Source organism: Indibacter alkaliphilus LW1 (genome assembly GCF_000295935.2).
Classification (GTDB): Bacteria; Bacteroidota; Bacteroidia; order Cytophagales; family Cyclobacteriaceae; genus Indibacter; species Indibacter alkaliphilus.
Window position 1 is genome coordinate 75,697 of sequence record NZ_ALWO02000052.1, and the last position, 14,807, is coordinate 90,503.

Annotated in this window: 15 protein-coding genes; 8 read left to right on the top strand and 7 right to left on the bottom strand. The window is 40.1% G+C overall.

The features are described 5' to 3' along the window. Positions 1-4: 4 nt before the first annotated feature. On the bottom strand, positions 5-1,360 hold the full coding sequence (locus tag A33Q_RS18655) for an FAD-dependent oxidoreductase (protein ID WP_009033158.1): 1,356 nt from the start codon (positions 1,358-1,360) through the stop codon (positions 5-7). A gap of 23 nt (positions 1,361-1,383) precedes the next feature. Beyond that, complete coding sequence (gene kynU / locus A33Q_RS18660) at positions 1,384-2,670, bottom strand: kynureninase (RefSeq protein ID WP_040490762.1); 1,287 nt, start codon at positions 2,668-2,670, stop codon at positions 1,384-1,386. 238 nt (positions 2,671-2,908) lie between these two features. Between kynU and A33Q_RS18665 the strand changes: the two genes are divergently transcribed. Then, the gene (locus A33Q_RS18665) at positions 2,909-3,289 is read left to right on the top strand and encodes a RidA family protein (RefSeq protein ID WP_009033156.1); all 381 of its coding nucleotides are present in this window, start codon (positions 2,909-2,911) and stop codon (positions 3,287-3,289) included. Here A33Q_RS18665 and A33Q_RS18670 read toward each other — a convergent pair whose 3' ends face one another. After that, complete coding sequence (locus A33Q_RS18670) at positions 3,290-3,745, bottom strand: DUF2867 domain-containing protein (RefSeq protein WP_009033155.1); 456 nt, start codon at positions 3,743-3,745, stop codon at positions 3,290-3,292. 59 nt (positions 3,746-3,804) lie between these two features. Between A33Q_RS18670 and A33Q_RS18675 the strand changes: the two genes are divergently transcribed. The 3 genes from A33Q_RS18675 to A33Q_RS18685 all read left to right on the top strand — a co-directional run bounded on the left by A33Q_RS18675 (position 3,805) and on the right by A33Q_RS18685 (position 6,329). Further along, positions 3,805-4,275 carry a hypothetical protein gene (locus tag A33Q_RS18675; protein ID WP_009033154.1) on the top strand — a complete coding sequence of 157 codons (471 nt, stop codon included), beginning with the start codon at positions 3,805-3,807 and terminating at the stop codon, positions 4,273-4,275. A gap of 137 nt (positions 4,276-4,412) precedes the next feature. Further along, positions 4,413-5,813, top strand: coding sequence for a class II fumarate hydratase (fumC, locus tag A33Q_RS18680; protein ID WP_009033153.1), 1,401 nt, complete (start codon positions 4,413-4,415; stop codon positions 5,811-5,813). Between the two features lie 195 nt (positions 5,814-6,008). Beyond that, the gene (locus tag A33Q_RS18685; protein ID WP_009033152.1) at positions 6,009-6,329 is read left to right on the top strand and encodes a seryl-tRNA synthetase; all 321 of its coding nucleotides are present in this window, start codon (positions 6,009-6,011) and stop codon (positions 6,327-6,329) included. An 8-nt stretch (positions 6,330-6,337) separates the two neighbouring features. Here the strand turns inward: A33Q_RS18685 and A33Q_RS18690 are convergent, their stop codons facing one another. Both A33Q_RS18690 and A33Q_RS18695 read right to left on the bottom strand, forming a co-directional pair. Next, positions 6,338-7,303, bottom strand: coding sequence for a sugar phosphate isomerase/epimerase family protein (locus tag A33Q_RS18690; protein WP_009033151.1), 966 nt, complete (start codon positions 7,301-7,303; stop codon positions 6,338-6,340). 72 nt (positions 7,304-7,375) lie between these two features. Next, entirely contained in the window at positions 7,376-7,822 is a 447-nt protein-coding gene (locus A33Q_RS18695; protein ID WP_009033150.1) for a hypothetical protein, read from the bottom strand. A gap of 67 nt (positions 7,823-7,889) precedes the next feature. Here A33Q_RS18695 and A33Q_RS18700 point away from each other — a divergent pair, with 67 nt between their 5' ends. After that, positions 7,890-9,566, top strand: coding sequence for an amidase (locus tag A33Q_RS18700; RefSeq protein WP_009033149.1), 1,677 nt, complete (start codon positions 7,890-7,892; stop codon positions 9,564-9,566). Positions 9,567-9,691: 125 nt separating this feature from the next. Beyond that, positions 9,692-10,402 carry a GIN domain-containing protein gene (locus tag A33Q_RS18705; RefSeq protein WP_009033148.1) on the top strand — a complete coding sequence of 237 codons (711 nt, stop codon included), beginning with the start codon at positions 9,692-9,694 and terminating at the stop codon, positions 10,400-10,402. A 302-nt stretch (positions 10,403-10,704) separates the two neighbouring features. Here the strand turns inward: A33Q_RS18705 and A33Q_RS18710 are convergent, their stop codons facing one another. Then, on the bottom strand, positions 10,705-11,373 hold the full coding sequence (locus A33Q_RS18710; RefSeq protein ID WP_040490698.1) for a class I SAM-dependent methyltransferase: 669 nt from the start codon (positions 11,371-11,373) through the stop codon (positions 10,705-10,707). A 198-nt stretch (positions 11,374-11,571) separates the two neighbouring features. Between A33Q_RS18710 and A33Q_RS18715 the strand changes: the two genes are divergently transcribed. Both A33Q_RS18715 and A33Q_RS18720 read left to right on the top strand, forming a co-directional pair. After that, positions 11,572-12,942 carry an exopolysaccharide biosynthesis polyprenyl glycosylphosphotransferase gene (locus A33Q_RS18715; RefSeq protein WP_009033146.1) on the top strand — a complete coding sequence of 457 codons (1,371 nt, stop codon included), beginning with the start codon at positions 11,572-11,574 and terminating at the stop codon, positions 12,940-12,942. Further along, positions 12,932-13,867 (top strand): class I SAM-dependent methyltransferase, encoded by a 936-nt coding sequence (locus A33Q_RS18720; RefSeq protein ID WP_009033145.1) that lies wholly within the window; start codon positions 12,932-12,934, stop codon positions 13,865-13,867. The genes A33Q_RS18715 and A33Q_RS18720 overlap by 11 nt, the downstream gene beginning before the upstream one ends. A 19-nt stretch (positions 13,868-13,886) precedes the next feature. Here A33Q_RS18720 and A33Q_RS18725 read toward each other — a convergent pair whose 3' ends face one another. Beyond that, complete coding sequence (locus tag A33Q_RS18725; protein ID WP_009033144.1) at positions 13,887-14,798, bottom strand: universal stress protein; 912 nt, start codon at positions 14,796-14,798, stop codon at positions 13,887-13,889. Between the last annotated feature and the right edge of the window lie 9 nt (positions 14,799-14,807).

Below are 14,807 nucleotides of genomic sequence, written 5' to 3' on the forward strand. Positions count from 1 at the left end.
TTTTTTATACTGCTTTCGCTTTGTCCATCTGATCAATGATATCCTCGTAGTCAAGTTTATCCCAGTTTTGAGTAATCAAAGGATCAGCCATTACCCGGTCCATGATAGACTCTTGAAGTTTTCCCTGGGCATAGGCTTCTGAATATGGCATATCCGAGAAGGTTACCATGGTGTACAGTGGAATCCAATCCAAAGGATACAAATTGTGAAGTTTAGCTTCGATTTTTTTCCGGATTTGGAACTTGGGGTCTGATACAGCATTTTTCATTTCTTCGAAATTTTCCATGGCTAATTGGCAAATGGCATCTGTATCAGGTTTCCGTACTTTCTGGAATTTGGCAAAAACCAATTCCCATGCATTTGTTCCAAACTTGTTGATCAACTTGTCCAGAATGTAGCAGTCTTCAAAGCCACAGTTCATACCCTGTCCATAAAACGGTACCATCGCATGAGATGCGTCGCCTATCAAAAGGGATTTGCCCTGCATCCAAGGGAAGCATTCAATATTGATCAGTGCGGCTGTAGGGTTTGTGAAATACTCTTTGCTGAGATTTGGCATCAATTCAAAGGCGTCATCAAAATATGTCTTGAATACTCCTTCTACATCTTTTTCGTCTCTGATATTTTCAAAACAAACCCTTTTGCCTTCAAATGGCAAAAATAAAGTGCAGGTAAAAGATTTGTCCGGGTTTGGCAAAGCAATCAACATGAAGCTTCCTCTTGGCCAAATATGTAGCGCATTCGGATCCATGGCAAATTCCCCAGATTCCGTAGCCGGAATGGTAAGTTCTTTATATCCATGAGAAATGTACTCCTGCTTGTAGTCAAAACGCACCTGCTTCAACATAGCATTCCTGAGCGCAGAGTACGCTCCGTCTGATCCTATGATAACTTCTGAGTGGATTTTCTGATGGCTTGCTTCAGGGTTGCTGACCAAAAGGGTATTATCTTTTAGGCTTACATCTTCGATTTTATGTTCAAAATGTAAATTAACTCCAGCTGCCTCTGCTTCATCTATAAGTAACTGATTGAACTTTCCTCTGGAAATGGAATAAATGGCTTGGCCCTCTTTGCCGTAAGGAATGAAGGTTGTTTTTCCATGTTCATCATGGATTTTTCTTCCATACATCGGAATTGTCAAAGGTTTGACTTTTTCGGTTAGCCCAAGGTCTTCAAGCGCTTTCCAGCCCCTATCACTTAGTGCCATATTGATAGACCTTCCTTCTTCTTTGTAAGCGCTTTTTCTATTGTCAGCCCTCTTTTCGTACATGTGTACGTCAAGCCCTCTTTTTCTTAAGTAAATACTCAGCAATGAGCCGATAAGTCCGGATCCTAAAATGCTGATGTCATTATTTTTCATAGGTTTGAGATTGTCCCCTTGTTTTAAGCGAATTTTTTAAGGGATTGTTCGAGTATTCTTGCGAATCTGTAAACATCTAAGAAACTATTGTAAAGGGGTGTGGGTGCCAGCCTAATAACATTTGGATGCCTCCAGTCTCCGACTATTCCGTTTTTGTAAAACTCGTCAAAGACTTCCTTTCCCCCTTTATGAATCAGCAAAGATAACTGACAGCCTCTTTCCTTAGGTTCTTTTGGGGTAATTATTTCCAAAACCCCTGAGCTTCCACTGATTTCGCGGATTAAGAACTCCAAATAGCCTGTCAAAAGTTCACTTTTCTCCCTCAGCTTGTTCATTCCTGCACGCATAAAGATGTCCAAAGAAGCTTGATGGGCAGCTAAAGCCAGTACATTGGAGTTGGCTAATTGCCAGCCATCAGCTCCATACATTGGTATAAACCCTTTTTCCATCTTGAACCTCTCTCCTTCATCATGTCCCCACCATCCTGCAAAGCGTGGTAATTCTGGGCTTTCGGCATGCCTTTCATGGACAAATATTCCGGATATATTTCCTGGTCCTGAGTTCATGTACTTGTAAGAACACCAAGTGGCAAAGTCCACTCCCCAGTCATGCAGTTTCATAGGTACATTCCCGGCAGCATGAGCGAGGTCAAAGCCTACATTGGCGCCTGCATTGTGCCCCGCTGCTGTGATTGCTTCCATATCGAAAACCTGACCGGTATAATATTGTAGGCCTGCCATCATGACCAATGCGAGATGGTCTTTGTTTTCTTCAATTGCCTTAACAAAGTCTTCAGTGCGTATGGTGTGCTCACCTTTTCTGGGCCCTATCTCAATGATTGCTTCAGCTGGATTTAATCCATGAAATTTCACCTGGGTTTCCAGCATATACATGTCTGAAGGGAATGCTCCTGCCTCAGTGATGATTTTGAACTTTGTTTTGGTAGGTTGGTAGAAGGATACCATCAAAAAGTGCAAGTTAGAACTGAGGTTGTTCATAGCCACTACCTCATGTTCATGGGCCCCAAGAATTGCTGCAAGAGCGGGCTTGGATTTTTTGCGAATGTGGTACCAAGCGTCTTCTCCATGGAAATGGCCATCAACGGCCAGATTGGCCCAATTGCCCAGCTCCTTTTCTATATAATTTTTTGTGGATTTGGGTTGTAGCCCTAGGGAATTTCCGCAAAAATAAATGGCTTCTTTTCCATCTACTTTAGGGAAAAGAAATTCCGCCCTGAATGATCCCAAAGGGTCTTTGGTATCCATGCTTTTGGCAAAATCTTCTGTGAATTGATATTCAATATTGCTCATATCCGGGGATCTTGGATTTGGGTTATCTATAAATTTCCTGATTTCTATTTGGAGAAAAAAACCTTGGTTTTCTTTTTCCATACCTCATTTGGACAATAAGGAATTACTTGATCAACCAATTAAACAGGTAGCTGTTCGATCAAGCTTTCAAACTTAGCACCTTTCGAGAATGAAAAAAATTGTTTTGCTATGGTCGGTTGCCCGATGAATGCCTATTTTGCATAAAAAAGATTCAGCTATGTCAAAAGAAATCATCTTTTCAAAAGAAGCTCCTGCTCCTATCGGACCTTACAGCCAAGCTATAAAGGCAGGTAATATGCTATTCGTATCAGGACAGATTCCATTGGATGCAGAAACAGGAGAACTTATCAATGAAAATATCACAGAGGAAACCCATGCAGTGATGAAAAACCTGGAAGCGGTTTTACGTGAAGCAGGGTATGGGTTTGAGCATGTTGTCAAATGCAGCATCTTTATCAAAGATATGGGGCAATTTGCCACCATCAATGAGGCTTATGGACAATATTTTAAAAATAACCCGCCTGCACGGGAAACTGTAGAGGTCACTAGATTGCCAAAAGATGTCAATGTGGAGATCTCCTGTATCGCAGTTGTTTAATTAGCTTCCTTGGGCAACATTCTTGCCCATATTCCAAAAAATCCAATAATGGAAGGGCCTGACCAAATACCAATAGGCCTTTCCCATTTTTCCTTTTGGGTCAAAATGGATTTTCTGAAGTAAAAAATTTTCCCCAACGCTCCAAAAAAGCTGGACCTTCCCCGGTAATTTCATTTCGGCTTCCAATCCAATTTTCATAGATTCTTTATCCAGATAGATAATCCGCCAAAAATCGATTTGATCTCCTATTTGAAGTTCATCTGGAGATTTTTTTCCCTTTCTGTATCCCGTGCCTCCGAATATCTTGTCAATAAACCCCCTGAGTTTCCAAAGTTTTGTTCCGTAATACCATCCCGTCTTTCCTCCGATATTCAAAACTCTATCCCAGACTATTTTTGGGGAGTTCTGAAAACGAAATTTAAAATTTTCATGAATTTCCTCAGTATCATTGTCCATAAGATTGAATTTGTACCTTTGATAAGGTAACTTTATTTGTGCTTGATAGTTAGCAAATCATGCCTTTTCTCCCATTTCAAAGTGAAGTATTGGTCACAGGACTGGAAAAGTCCGAAGTATTGCAGCGGCTTGATCTTGTTACGCGCAATGTGAATTTTCTGGATTATGAGGCTAGACAGAAGAAGGGTTTTGAATTTAACGGGATTGTGCATCAGGATGGCTTTCGATTATCTCTGGTCATTGATAAAGCAGACTCGTTTCTACCACTCATTCAGGGGAAGGTAGAGGAATCAGGCAAAGGAAGTATTCTCTTTTTGGAATACAAGCTTTTTCCAGGATCTGTGTTTTTTTTGGGTTTTTGGACAATTGTTACGCTGGTACTGTTTTTCTTTTTTGGCTTGATGGCGGAAAAGCCTCTTTACGCTCTGGTAAGTCTTGCATTGGGTATCAGCAATTATCTCTTTGCCTGGTCGCATTTTAAAAGAAAAACCAAGTCTTCTCAGGAAATATTTCATCGGCTGCTGCAGTGATTCAAAAGTTTTTTTAGGAATAGATAAAGGAGCTTTGTACCCCCTGATTGCCATTTGCCATATTATGCCAAAATACCATTGGAATATGCCCAGCAGCTAGTATTTTAGCAGACTCAATTAAATTAAAATACAGCTTTATGAGCATAAGAATAGAAAAAGATACCATGGGTCCGGTAGAAGTCCCTGCTGACAAATACTGGGGAGCACAGACCCAAAGATCCATCAATAATTTTAAAATCGGCGGTGAAAGAAACCGGATGCCAATTGAGATTATCAGGGCTTTTGCCATTCTAAAGAAATCGGCAGCACTGACCAATTCTGAATTGGGAGTACTTGACCAAGGAAAGGCCGAAATGATTGCCCAAGTGTGTGATGAGATTTTGGAGGGGAAGCATGATGATCAATTTCCCCTAGTGATCTGGCAAACAGGATCTGGAACACAGTCAAACATGAACTCCAATGAAGTAATAGCCTACAGGGCACACGTTCTGATGGGAGGATCCTTAGAAGATGCCAAGAAAAAGGTCCACCCCAATGACGATGTCAACAAGTCCCAGTCATCCAATGACACTTTTCCTACGGCCATGCATATTGCGGCCTACAAAATGGTTATGGAAACCACAATTCCGGGTGTAGAGAAGCTAAGAGATACACTTAAAGCCAAATCAGAGGCATTTATGGATGTGGTTAAAATTGGGAGAACGCACTTTATGGATGCCACTCCTTTGACCTTGGGACAGGAATTTTCTGGATATGTAGCTCAGTTGGATCATGGATTAAAAGCTTTGAGAAATACTTTGGCTCATCTTTCTGAGTTGGCACTTGGAGGTACTGCAGTAGGTACAGGTCTAAATACCCCTAAAGGATATGCAGAGCTTGTAGCAAAGAAAATCGCAGAATTTTCCGGCCAACCTATGATTACAGCTCCAAATAAATTTGAAGCATTGGCGGCTCATGATGCAATTGTGGAATCTCATGGGGCTTTGAAGCAGTTGGCTGTGAGCTTGATGAAGATCGCAAACGACATCAGAATGCTTTCATCAGGACCTAGATCTGGAATAGGCGAGGTCCTGATTCCTGAAAATGAGCCAGGTTCTTCAATAATGCCGGGCAAGGTCAACCCAACACAGGTGGAGGCCATTACCATGGTAGCAGCCCAAGTGATGGGTAACGATGTGGCTATTTCTGTTGGTGGGTCAAACGGGCACTTTGAGTTAAACGTCTTCAAACCTATGATGATAGCCAATTTCTTACAGTCTGCTAGGTTGATAGGTGATGCATGCGTATCTTTCAATGATAATTGTGCGATAGGAATTGAGCCAAATACTCCTTTCATTCAAAGACATCTTGAAAACTCACTGATGCTTGTTACCGCCCTTAATCCACATATAGGCTATGAAAACGCAGCGGCAATTGCCAAGAAGGCCCATAAGGAGGGGACTTCTTTAAGGGAAGCGGCTTTGGCATTGGGATTGTTAACAAACGAGCAATTTGATGAATGGGTAAGACCTGAAGATATGACAGGGAGCTTGAAATAATTTCAATAAACTTAAGACGCTCTATCAAAAAAACGGGCTTGTCTGCTAATAGAAGATAAGTAGAGCTGCAAAAAGGCAGTCATTATGAGGAAAGATATTCCTGTTACAGAATTTCGTCCGTTTACCCATAACAGGATATTTGAAATTCTTTGTCACGGGGACAATTTCTGATCTTGAAAAACAAAAAACAAAAAAATGAAAAAACACATTTTGAACTTCTCCCTGGCAGCTGCATTAATGTTGGGTGGGACGTCTGCTAGCTTGGCAGCAGACAAACCAGCGAAAGCTGAAAATGAATTGACTGAAGCACAGGTCAAAAGATTGGAGGAAATAGATGCCAGAGTCCTTGAGATCAAGGAGATGGATTTTTCTGAAATGGATAGGGCGGAACGAAAAGAAATCAAGAGTGAATTGAAGGAGCTTCATAAAGAAGCAAAGCAAAACGGAGGGTCAGGAATATACATCTCCACAGGTGCTTTGATCATTATCATTATTCTATTGATTATCCTACTCTAAAAAAGCTTTTACAGAGAGATTTTTGAAAGAAAATCATAACTGTTCTGTAATGCCATTTTAGGCTCAGGAGTCAGGTCTTTTTCCAAAAAGAAATGCTTGGCTCCTGATTTTTTTGCGGTTGCCATAATACCCTCTAGATCTAAAACGCCTGCCCCAGCATCTGCAAGGAAAGGGAACAAGCCCATCCATTCCTGCATATTTTCCCCCGCTCCTTCAAATCTTTTATCCTCCTTCATGTCTTTGATATGTAAAAGAGAAAACCTCCCAGGATTCTCCTCAAGTATCTTTTTGATATCAACTCCTGCGGCTGTAAACCAAAAAACATCCAACTGCATTTTGACTAATTCAGGATCAGTATTTTCCAAAATAAACTGGAAAGGAACAACAGCTTCCTTGGCTTGATGCCCATATCCATGATTATGGTAAAAGAAAGTAAGCCCATTTTTCTTGGCATTCTCCCCGACTTGATTGAAAATATCAACTGTCCTTTTGTAATCATCAATGCTCTGACGCATATCATCCGGAATCATAGCAATGCCCACGTACTTATGTCCCACAATGTGCGCTGCCTCTGCGATTTGAGACATGTTTTGCTGAAGTGAAGGCAAGTCTATATGAATAGATGGTGCGCTTAATCCATGACGATCCAGTATTTCCCTGAGTTCTTTTGGAGAATGGCCAAAATACCCTGATCCTGAAAAACCCAAGAATCCTGCTGTCTGCTTCCAACTATCCTGCGCCTCTTGAGTACTGAAGGAATAGGGACCAAAAAACTCCAGTTCTTTGTAACCTATGGAAGAAATCATCTTAAGAGTTCCTTCAAAATCTTCAGAAAGGGACTTGGGAAGTGTGAAAAGGGCAACTCCAAATTTATCTTTATCGGACTTTTTTGAAAAGGCTTGGCAAAATTGAGGAAGAAAAGCTGTGCTTGCTACTGCTAAACCGCTGTTTCGGATAAATTTTCGTCTATTCATGCGTTAGGATAATGTGGATTAATTATCCTAAAGTATGAAATTTAACATTACGTACAAAATACACAATGGATTTTAATTGTCTTTTATGCTGTCCAGGTATTTCTTGACCTTTATGGACCTAAAAAAGATAAATCCTAAAGGAATCAACCAGATTAATTCATTGAAAACCAGATGGAAAATTGTCCTCTTGTTCCAGTCCAATTCTGGCATAAATCCTATCACAAACCAAGTTGCTAAGGTTATTTTTCCAAGAATACCTACCAATATGAGGTAATTCCAAGAAATGGGATAAAATGCTGATAGAAAGATCAAAAAGCCTAAAACCATTCCTATAGAACCTAAGGTATTGCTGCTGATTTCTGTACTAAACGCTGCATTCATAGAAAGCCATTTGATAAGGTCTTTTCCAAAATATCTGAAGAATGCGCCTATAGCAAAAGTGTACATGCCACAAAGCAGCAGTACTCCACGCATGGGCATTGGGAAAACCGGAAATGAACTGTTTTTATCGGAAGTCATTATTGAGTATATTTCTGAACTTTATTCTTAATCCATAAGAATGTAATCACCCTATTTGCAAATCTACATGAAGCACTCAAATAACAAGTCCAAAGTTGTAATATTTATCCTCTTCTCAGTTGGTTTATCACTTGCGTTTATCGCTGGTGAAAAGTTTCAAAATATTTCTATTTCTGATATTGCCGCGGCTGAAAATCTGATTGGATTGGAGTTCACACCAGTAGAAAGGGATAGTATGATTCGCAACTTGGAAGGGCATCTTGAGAGCTTTGTCAAAATGAGAGAAAGCCGCCTTGAAAATTCTGTAGCCCCTGCTTTGTATTTCAACCCTTTACCCCATGGATTTTTTCCTGATCAGAATCAGAAGGAATTCAACTGGATGCTTCCTTCAAGCGTGGAATTACCTGAAAATAATAAGGACATTGCTTTTATGAATGTGTCAGAACTGGCAGTTTTGATTAGAAATAAGCAGCTTAGTTCAGAAAGACTAACTGGGATTTACCTGGATCGGATCAAAACTTATTCAGACACCCTCCAATGTCTGATTACCCTATTGGAGGATGAAGCAATAGCCAAGGCAAAAGCTATGGATGCGGAGCTTGCAGCGGGTAATTACAGAGGTCCTCTACATGGAATTCCCTATGGAATCAAAGATCTCTTGGCAGTCGAGGGAACTAAGACGACGTGGGGGGCTATGCCCTACAGGGAGCAGGAAATTCAAGAGACTGCAGAGGTAGTGAGAAAACTGGAGGATTCAGGCGCTGTGCTTTTGGGTAAGTTTACCTTAGGTGCTCTGGCTATGGGTGATGTTTGGTATGGAGGGGTGACCAAAAACCCATGGAACCTGAATCAAGGCAGCAGTGGTTCTTCCGCTGGATCCGGATCCGCTGTTTCTGCTGGTTTGGTACCCTTTGCAATAGGTACAGAAACCTTAGGAAGTATAGTCTCTCCGTCTACAAGAAATGGAGTTACCGGTCTCAGGCCTACTTTTGGCAGGGTCAGCAGGCATGGAGCCATGGCCTTAAGTTGGAGTATGGACAAAATTGGCCCTATGTCCCGTTCAGCACTGGATAATGGGATAGTTCTCTCTGTAATCCAGGGTTTTGATAGTAAGGATAAAAGTACCATTGCGGCGGCATTCAATTATGACGGGACCAAATCTTACAAAGGCTTAAAAGTAGGGTACTTTGATGAGTTCTTTAAAGATGAAAGAGCAAACCTCAAACAAGATCTACGGACATTGGAAGATCTTAAAGCTTTGGGAATAGAATTAAAGCCAGTCAACTTAAAGACATCTGTGAATGTCAGTAGTTTGTTGATTTCTCTATACGTGGAAGGAGCAGCCGCTTTTGATGAGCTGACCAGAATGGACTTGGATGAAATGCTTGTGGCACAGCATCGTGGTGCCTGGCCAAATCTGTTTCGTTCTTCAAGGTTTATTCCTGCTGTAGAATATATCCAAGCCAACAGGCACAGGGCTGTACTGATAGAGGAAATGCACGCCTTGTTTTCTGAATTTGATGTTATTGTGACACCAAGCTATGGAGGTAATCAGTTAGCCATAACGAACCTGACAGGTCACCCGGCTCTTTGTATGCCCAATGGATTTACTGAGGCTGGTGCTCCTGTTTCAATCACTTTCCTGGCTAATCTTTTTGATGAGGAAAAACTGGTTATGCTGGGTAGAGCTTTCCAAGAAAAAACTGACTGGCAAAAGAGGAGACCTCCTTTCTTTGATAAGTAATCAAAGAGTTAGAAAATATAAATACCCGTATCAATACAGAGGCTTGACTTAAATTCCGTTTAGAGAGGACATTCATTATTATAATTTTTTTATATTTCTGATAATCAGTTTCAAACTCGGACACTATGAAAACTTTATCTCTTATTTTAACGCTAGCTGTTTTTGTAACCTTAGTCTCCTGCGACTCTCGGAATTATTCAGGTGAGGTAGAAACTGAGTCGTTTGACATAGAAGGGGTATCACGATTAAAAGTAAGTGGTGTATTTAACCTGCATATTTCCCAAGGCGACCAGGAATCGTTGACCATTGAAGGGCATCCTGATTTGATTTCACTTTTCCAGGTCAAACAAAGAGGGGATTTATTGGAACTGCATATTTCCGAAAAAGACAGCAGGACTTTCAATAAAAAAGGCGCTAAAGTTAATCTGAAAGTGGCTGGTCTAAGTGAAATGGAATTTGAGGGTGCAGGCAACATCGCCACTGTCAATCCCCTTGATTTAAATGATTTCAGACTTATAGGCCGAGGAGTCGGTAAGGTCAACATGGAGCTAGAGGCGGACCATGTGGATGCAGATCTCAATTTTGTAGGCAGCTTAACACTCAAAGGTGTGGCAAGAGAATTGACATTGATCAATGAAGGAATCGGAAATATAGATGCCTCCAAGTTAATCGCCCAAAAAGTAGAATTGGTGAGTGGAGGTATAGGAAAAGTTGCTGTTCACTGTGAGGGAGAGCTTTCTCTTGAGGTAGATGGGATTGGAACAGTTAGCTATACCGGTAACCCTACAGTAGTGCACGAAAAAGTAAATGGCATAGGAAAAGTAAATAGAAATTAAAGATTATGTGCATATCCCCAATTATACCACTAACTAAATTAAATAAGAGCCTAGATTAACCTGATACTAATAGATACCTGCCTGCCGCAGGCAAGTTGGATCCGCCTCGGCGGACAAGTTATTCATTGATAACTTGTCCCGGTTTATCGGGATTGGCTTGAAATCATAGGTATTCCACTTTTAAGGTTCTACAGGTAAGAAAGCGGAAAATCATGAAAGAGAAATAAATTATTCGACTTCACGTCAAAAATACCCAAATATCATTTGAGCTGAATCCAATCAGTATTAGTTTAGATCTGTTCTCAAAGGTTATGAGCAGTAAATGATTTGGTCATTCCTAGCCATTTTTCTTTATAAATACTGGCTTCAGGAAAGAGCTTCTTCATTTCTTTTTCGTTTATCAAGCGGATTTCTTCCAGGTATTGCTTCGCATCCTGTTCTCTCCATTTTCTCATTCTGCTGATTTTGGTTTTTGTCAAAACCATGAAAGCCAGACTTTTGGGTGCATATTGAATCAAGGGCAAAGCATAATGAGCTTCCACCAAAAAATGTTTATTCGGAGTCTGAACAAAATACTTTTTTCCTACCCTCATACATTCAGTAGCCATTTTCTTTTGGTTTTTCCAAGTGTAAAGATGTTCTATGACAGAGTTGGAAAAAACCAGATCAAAAGAATTGTCGTCAAATTGGGATAAATCAGTAGCATCTCCAGAAATACTGTTAACACCAAAAGGAAGGTTATGCTCTTCTTCTAAGTTGAGTAGAGTTACTTTGACACGGCCTTCCAAAACCATGTTTTTGTCCTCCCAAAAGTATGCCGTACCGCCTACATCCAGAATGTGTACTACTTGACTGGCTGGAAAATTTTTATCTATCAAATCTTCAAAAACCTGAAACCTCCTGTTTCTTAGGGCATATCCCAACGATTCGGGTTGATCAGAAGAAGCCATTAAGGCTTTAAAATTATTCATATTTTGGATTGATGTCCTTTTAAACCTTCAATTTGTCTTAATTCACAAATTATTCTTACAAAAGTAATACCGTTAATGGATTCTTTTTTAATTTTACCATCAAATTCAAAAAAAACAGGTAAAATCCTGCTGAATTAAGATAAAATTATAAACTACCTCGTTGCTGAATGCGTATTTTCCAGTTAAGTACATATTTTTATGAAAAAACGCTTTGATAGATTCTTTCCCTGGCTTTTTGTTATTGGGGATGTTACCATATTAGTAGTTTCCTTTTTGCTGGCCTCTTTGGTATTGAGTGGGGAAAATGAGTTTTTTGGCCCAGATCCATCCATGTTTTTTATTTTCATACTTGTTTGGTTGGTTATCACCCTATTACGCAAAGATTATAAATGGGGGAGGACTGTCAAATCTGAAAAAATATTGGAAAAGGAGCTGGGATCATTGACCTGGTTCTTGGCGATAGTTGCTATCATCTGGATGCCAGTGTATTCTGATAGCTTACGATTGACATATTTCTTCGTGCTAAGTTCATGTCTGTTTTTCTTTTTGGGTTTTTATAGGGTTTCCTTGCATTTGGTGTTAAGGAAATACCGCTCCAAAGGATTCAATTACAGGAATGCAGTTATTTTGGGTAAAGGTAGAGAAAGTACACAATTAGAGCAGATCATCCGGTTGAGGAAGGATTTTGGAATTCGTTTTTTAGGGTATTATGATGACAAAGTAGTGGGTCCACTGGCAAAAGGAAACATATCAAAGTTTTTTGATGATGCACTGGAAAAGAAAATAGACCTGATTTACATTCATGAGTATCTTGACGAAAAGCTAATTAAAAAAGTGATACACTTTGCTGATGAGCATTATATCAAAGTAAAAATTATTCCTGGCAATACCCTGCAATTGGAAAAGAAACTATCATTTTCCAAGTATGGAGATTTCTTTGTCATCAACGTCAATGAGGTTCCTTTGGATTACGTTTTCAATAGAGTAATGAAAAGGGGATTTGACTTGATTTTTTCTCTTTTTGTCACGGTATTTATCTTGAGCTGGTTGATACCATTAGTAGGTCTTCTGATCAAACTTGAATCAAAGGGTCCCATATTTTTTATACAAGAAAGGAATGGAGAAAATAACGAGGTTTTTAGCTGCCTTAAATTCCGGTCTATGACACCCAATGATTATGCAGATACGCATCAAGCTGTCAAAAATGACCCTAGGGTTACCCGAATAGGTGCTTTTTTAAGGCAGACATCTTTGGACGAAATGCCTCAATTTCTCAATGTGCTTATTGGGGATATGTCTATTGTGGGGCCTAGACCACACACAGTTCCTATGAACAAGCTTTTTCAAACCCAGATTGAAAAGTACAATTCAAGACATAAGATCAAGCCTGGTATTACCGGATTAGCCCAAGTGAAAGGGTTTAGAGGGGAAATTGAAAACGCTTTCCAGATCCGTTCCAGAGTAAGGTTAGACTTTTTCTATATTCAAAAATGGTCTATTTGGCTGGATCTTAGTATTTGCGTAAGGACCGTGTATGAACTTTTGCTCAACAGAGAAAATGCATATTGATACCAGCAAAGTAACAGATTGTGCTTATTGCGGGTATCAGGGAGAGTTGATAGTCCATGAGGTAAAGGAAATGATGTTTGGTACCGGCGAGCTTTTCCACTATGGAGAATGTCCGGAATGCAAAAGTCTTTGTTTATTGGATCCTCCCAAGGATCTTTCGCCTTATTATCCTGAGGATTATTATTCTTTTTTACCATTGGTGAAGACCTCATCTGTTATTAACTTTCTCAAGAAAATCCGGTTTACACTCTTCCAAATTACCGAATATCATCAAGTCAAGCCTGTTTTTGGGGACTGGGTAGCCAAAATCAAACCCAAAAAAACGGCTCGTATTGCAGATATTGGCTGTGGTAATGGTCAACTGCTTTTTGAACTATATGCTGCGGGATTCAAAAATCTGACTGGAGTAGATCCCTTTATGAAAGAGAGCGTTAGGGTAAACAAATATTTAAGTTTGGAAAAAAAGTCCATTTTTGAAATTGAAGGGGTTTTTGATCTGGTTATGATTCATCATGCACTTGAACATATGGATCATCCCCAAGCCATCCTCAAAAGGTGCTTTGAGTTGATGGATCATGAATCCTATTTGTTGGTCCGCTTGCCTGTCACTGATTCTAAGGTTTGGAAAGATGAGGGAGTATATTGGGTTCAGCTGGATGCACCTCGGCATTTCCAAATACCTTCGGTCTCAGGATTGAAAAAGTTGGCTGAAAAAGAGGGCTTTGAGAGTAGGGGGATTGTATTTGATAGTACGGAGTTTCAATTTTGGGGAACTGAATTGGCTAAAGAAGGCAAAATACTAAGTAAAGAAGAGCATATGAAGGTTTTTTCCAAACAAGATATGGCCAGATGGAGGAAAAAAGCTGCCCTTTACAACCAAAAATCAGTGGGTGATCAGGCCAGCTTTTATTTTTATAAACCTTAATTGGAAGTAATTTAAGGGTTTAAATTTTCTTCAAAGCGTCCATAAAACTCATGTTCTCTCCTTTTTTCTTGAATACCAACATAGGTATGGTATTGTTAATATTGACGAGTTTTTCAGCAACGCTACCCAGGAGGGCAGCAGCTGATGCAGTTCTTCCTCGGCTACCCATTAAAATCAGGTCTGCTTTTTCCTCTAAAGACACCCGAATGATAAATCTGCCTTCATTTCCATCATCTTTGCATCTAAATAAACAGTCAATCGGCTTCATATCCAACTTTGCAAAAAACTTCTCAAAGTCTTTTTTGGCATGCCCTTCCATGATTTCAGCAAATTCATCATATGACTTTCCGGTTTTGTAATAGCCAGTAGGCACAGAGTACACATGCAAGCCAATCAATTTAGCACCTGTTTCATTTGCAAGCTTTTGGCCAAATTCAAGGCTTAGCTTGGAGTGCTCTGAAAAGTCCATTGGAATGAGTATTCTTTCGGGGATTTTTACAGGAGCTTTTTCGGTCAAAAACAAAACAGGACATGGGGCACGGTGGGCCATAGTCTTTGCCAGCGAGCCGCTGCCTTCTAAGTTCTCTTTACGCCCCATAATTAATAGATCAACATCTTTGATTTTGGACCAACGGAGAACAGTGTCCATAGGCTTGCCTTCTTCTACTACTACCTCTATATCCAGATTATCCGGAAAATTGAATTCTTTAATAATACCACGGATGTCAGACTTGATGCTCTCATCTGCTGGAGCTAAAAGATCCGGAAAGTTTTTTGTTATTTCCTCCGGAAGAGAAAGGTCCTTGGCTACGTGAATAAAATATAGTTTTTCAATTCCCAAAACTCCCGAAAGTGTAGAAACTTTCTGGATCAGGATCTCATCCATTTTCGACAGGTCTAGGCCGACCATGGCCTTAGTAAAATTCTTCATATGCTTGCT

Bases quoted from the DNA above. Each gene is read 5' to 3' on its own strand.
- A33Q_RS18655 (WP_009033158.1), bottom strand. From the start codon at position 1,360: ATGAAAAATAATGACATCAGCATTTTAGGATCCGGACTTATCGGCTCA.
- kynU (WP_040490762.1), bottom strand. From the start codon at position 2,670: ATGAGCAATATTGAATATCAATTCACAGAAGATTTTGCCAAAAGCATG.
- A33Q_RS18665 (WP_009033156.1), top strand. From the start codon at position 2,909: ATGTCAAAAGAAATCATCTTTTCAAAAGAAGCTCCTGCTCCTATCGGA.
- A33Q_RS18670 (WP_009033155.1), bottom strand. From the start codon at position 3,745: ATGGACAATGATACTGAGGAAATTCATGAAAATTTTAAATTTCGTTTT.
- A33Q_RS18675 (WP_009033154.1), top strand. From the start codon at position 3,805: ATGCCTTTTCTCCCATTTCAAAGTGAAGTATTGGTCACAGGACTGGAA.
- fumC (WP_009033153.1), top strand. From the start codon at position 4,413: ATGAGCATAAGAATAGAAAAAGATACCATGGGTCCGGTAGAAGTCCCT.
- A33Q_RS18685 (WP_009033152.1), top strand. From the start codon at position 6,009: ATGAAAAAACACATTTTGAACTTCTCCCTGGCAGCTGCATTAATGTTG.
- A33Q_RS18690 (WP_009033151.1), bottom strand. From the start codon at position 7,303: ATGAATAGACGAAAATTTATCCGAAACAGCGGTTTAGCAGTAGCAAGC.
- A33Q_RS18695 (WP_009033150.1), bottom strand. From the start codon at position 7,822: ATGACTTCCGATAAAAACAGTTCATTTCCGGTTTTCCCAATGCCCATG.
- A33Q_RS18700 (WP_009033149.1), top strand. From the start codon at position 7,890: ATGAAGCACTCAAATAACAAGTCCAAAGTTGTAATATTTATCCTCTTC.
- A33Q_RS18705 (WP_009033148.1), top strand. From the start codon at position 9,692: ATGAAAACTTTATCTCTTATTTTAACGCTAGCTGTTTTTGTAACCTTA.
- A33Q_RS18710 (WP_040490698.1), bottom strand. From the start codon at position 11,373: ATGAATAATTTTAAAGCCTTAATGGCTTCTTCTGATCAACCCGAATCG.
- A33Q_RS18715 (WP_009033146.1), top strand. From the start codon at position 11,572: ATGAAAAAACGCTTTGATAGATTCTTTCCCTGGCTTTTTGTTATTGGG.
- A33Q_RS18720 (WP_009033145.1), top strand. From the start codon at position 12,932: ATGCATATTGATACCAGCAAAGTAACAGATTGTGCTTATTGCGGGTAT.
- A33Q_RS18725 (WP_009033144.1), bottom strand. From the start codon at position 14,798: ATGAAGAATTTTACTAAGGCCATGGTCGGCCTAGACCTGTCGAAAATG.